The 430-nt window shown below is 74.2% G+C and carries 1 protein-coding gene; it reads left to right on the top strand.

Going from position 1 to position 430, the window contains the following annotated elements; genetic code table 11:
- A partial coding sequence (locus tag GSF22_RS34200; RefSeq protein ID WP_208817995.1) for an energy-coupling factor ABC transporter ATP-binding protein occupies nt 1–430 on the top strand: 430 nt, incomplete at both ends.

Raw genomic sequence — 430 nt, 5'->3', positions numbered from 1 at the left:
GACATGCCGACCGCCGTCAGCGCCTCGTCCACCCGCCCGGCCAATCTGGGGTTGCGCGGGGCGGAGCTGGCCGGGCGGGTGGACGAGGCGCTGACGGCGGTCGGCATGTCCGCGCACCGGGACCGGGCACCGCAGCACCTCTCCTTCGGGCAGCGGCGTCGGGTGGCGGTGGCGACCGTGCTCGCCATGCGCCCGGAGATCTTGGTGCTGGACGAGCCCTCGTCGAACCTCGACCCGGCGGCCCGGCGGGAGTTGGCGGAGATCCTGCGCGCCCTGCCGGTCACCCTGCTGATGGTCACCCACGATCTGCCGTACGCGCTGGAACTCTGCGACCGGTCGGTGATCCTGGACCAGGGCCGGATCGTCGCCGACGGGTCCACCCCGGAGCTGCTCGCCGACGCCGACCTGCTGGCCCGGCACCGCCTCGAAC

It is taken from the genome of Micromonospora echinofusca (genome assembly GCF_017614955.1).
Lineage (GTDB): Bacteria > Actinomycetota > Actinomycetes > Mycobacteriales > Micromonosporaceae > Micromonospora > Micromonospora echinofusca_A.
The sequence above is the reverse complement of the archived record's forward strand: the minus strand, read 5'-3'. Positions and strand labels throughout refer to the sequence as shown.